Source organism: Agromyces binzhouensis (genome assembly GCF_004135055.1).
Classification (GTDB): Bacteria; Actinomycetota; Actinomycetes; order Actinomycetales; family Microbacteriaceae; genus Agromyces; species Agromyces binzhouensis.
In genome coordinates this window covers 1-1,591 of sequence record NZ_SDPL01000554.1, presented here as the reverse complement: position 1 = coordinate 1,591, position 1,591 = coordinate 1, and the positions used below count along the sequence as shown (strand labels likewise).

Sequence of the window (1,591 nt, the reverse complement as noted above, 5' to 3'; positions counted from 1 at the left end):
GCCGCGGGTGCGCGATCGACGTCGACGCTCATCGCTCGACTCCCGCGCGGGCCGCGGCACGGCCGGCCTCCGCGGTCTCGACGAGGTCGCGAAGCCGGTCGGCGACCGCGCCGACCCCGCGGAGGAACGCATCGCGGTCGGCGGGGGCGACGACGCCGAGCAGCGCGTCGGAGAGCTCGGCGTGGTCGCGCTGCATCTCGTGCATGAGCTCGGCGGCGGATGGCGTGAGCGTGACGAGCACGGCGCGCCGGTCGTCGGGGTGCGGCTCGCGTCGGACGTATCCGGATGCCTCGAGCGCGTCGACCAGGCCGGTGACGTTGCGAGGGCTCACCTCGAGCCGGGTCGCGAGCGCATGCTGCGTCGAGGGGCCCGTGTGCACGAGGTCCCAGAGCACGCGCGTCCGCGCGGGAGTGAGCGACGTGCCCGCGAACTCGCGGGCGAGGTCGCGCTGGAACAGGTCGCTGATCTCGAGGAGTCGGTCGAGGATGGTGACGGGAGCATCCATACCGTGATGGTACTTCACTATCACCTCGCTGCACGATCGATTCGCGGCCCGCCGCTGCGGGACATCCGGATCGCCCGGCCGACCGCGCCTAGTGTGGCCGTATGGCGATGAAGAAGCCCGGACCCCTGCTCGCCTGGTTCTACCACGCACCCTCCGCGCTCTACCGCGCTCGCCTCGGCTGGCTCATGGGCGGCCGGTTCCTGATGCTCACCGCGGTCGGCCGCACGAGCGGGATCGCACGTCGCACGGTGCTCGAAGTGGTCGAGCGCGGCGCCGGCTCCACGCCGAGCGCTCCCCCGACGCTCTGGGTCGTCGCCAGTCGCGGACCGAAGACGGACTGGTACCGCAACGCGCTCGCGCACCCCGACGTGCGGGTCGACTGGCGGTCCCAGCGGTTCGCGGCGCGCGCGGTCGACCTCGACGAGGAGGCGCGCACGGACCTCCTCGCCGACTACCAGCGGCACCACCCGCGGGCCGCCGCGATGCTCGGGAAGGCGGCGCTCGGCGAGGCGTTCACGGCGGATCCGGACGATCTCCGCGCCCTCGCGCAGGATCTCCGCGCGCTGCGTCTCGAGCCGAGCCGGGCGTCGACGGATGTCGCCGGCACGCGTTAGCGTCGCGTGCATGATCGACGCCGATCCACCTGCCGACGCCGCCCCCGACGACGAGGGCGGAGCGACGCTTCGCGTGGTCAGCGCGACGTCGGTGCCGTTCGCCGACGTCGAGGCCGTGTTCGGCACGCGCGGCGACCCGGCGACCTGTTGGTGCCAGTGGTACAAGCTCCGGGGCGCCGAGTGGGAGTCGGCGAGCCGTGAGGAGCTCCGGGAGCGGTTGCGCGAGCAGCTCGCAGCGCCCGGCACCGGCCCGGGCATCATCGCCTACGACGGCGAGACCCCGGTCGGCTGGTGCGCGGTCGAGCCCCGCAGCGGCCTCGAGCGACTCCGGCACAGCCCGGTCGCGTCGGCCTCCCCCGACGCCGACTTCGATGACGCCTCCATCTGGGCGGTCACCTGCTTCGTGGTGCCTCGGGCGTTCCGGCGTCGGGGCGTCGGGCGCGCGCTCGCGGCCGCAGCCGTCGCGACCGCG

The 1,591-nt window shown here is 74.1% G+C and carries 3 protein-coding genes; 2 read left to right on the top strand and 1 reads right to left on the bottom strand.

The features are described from left to right. Positions 1 to 28: 28 nt before the first annotated feature. Positions 29 to 505: a MarR family winged helix-turn-helix transcriptional regulator gene (locus ESO86_RS16655; protein WP_129235928.1), complete on the bottom strand. Its 477-nt coding sequence runs from the start codon at positions 503 to 505 to the stop codon at positions 29 to 31. Between the two features lie 101 nt (positions 506 to 606). Here ESO86_RS16655 and ESO86_RS16650 point away from each other — a divergent pair, with 101 nt between their 5' ends. Together ESO86_RS16650 and ESO86_RS16645 are read left to right on the top strand one after the other, a co-directional pair. Beyond that, a complete protein-coding gene (locus ESO86_RS16650) occupies positions 607 to 1,119 on the top strand; it encodes a nitroreductase family deazaflavin-dependent oxidoreductase (protein ID WP_129235927.1) in 513 nt (170 codons plus the stop codon). A 10-nt stretch (positions 1,120 to 1,129) separates the two neighbouring features. Further along, positions 1,130 to 1,591: GNAT family N-acetyltransferase (locus ESO86_RS16645; RefSeq protein ID WP_165308206.1), on the top strand; the 462-nt coding region annotated here is incomplete at its 3' end.

Bases quoted from the DNA above. Each gene is read 5' to 3' on its own strand.
- ESO86_RS16650 (WP_129235927.1), top strand. From the start codon at position 607: ATGGCGATGAAGAAGCCCGGACCCCTGCTCGCCTGGTTCTACCACGCA.
- ESO86_RS16655 (WP_129235928.1), bottom strand. From the start codon at position 505: ATGGATGCTCCCGTCACCATCCTCGACCGACTCCTCGAGATCAGCGAC.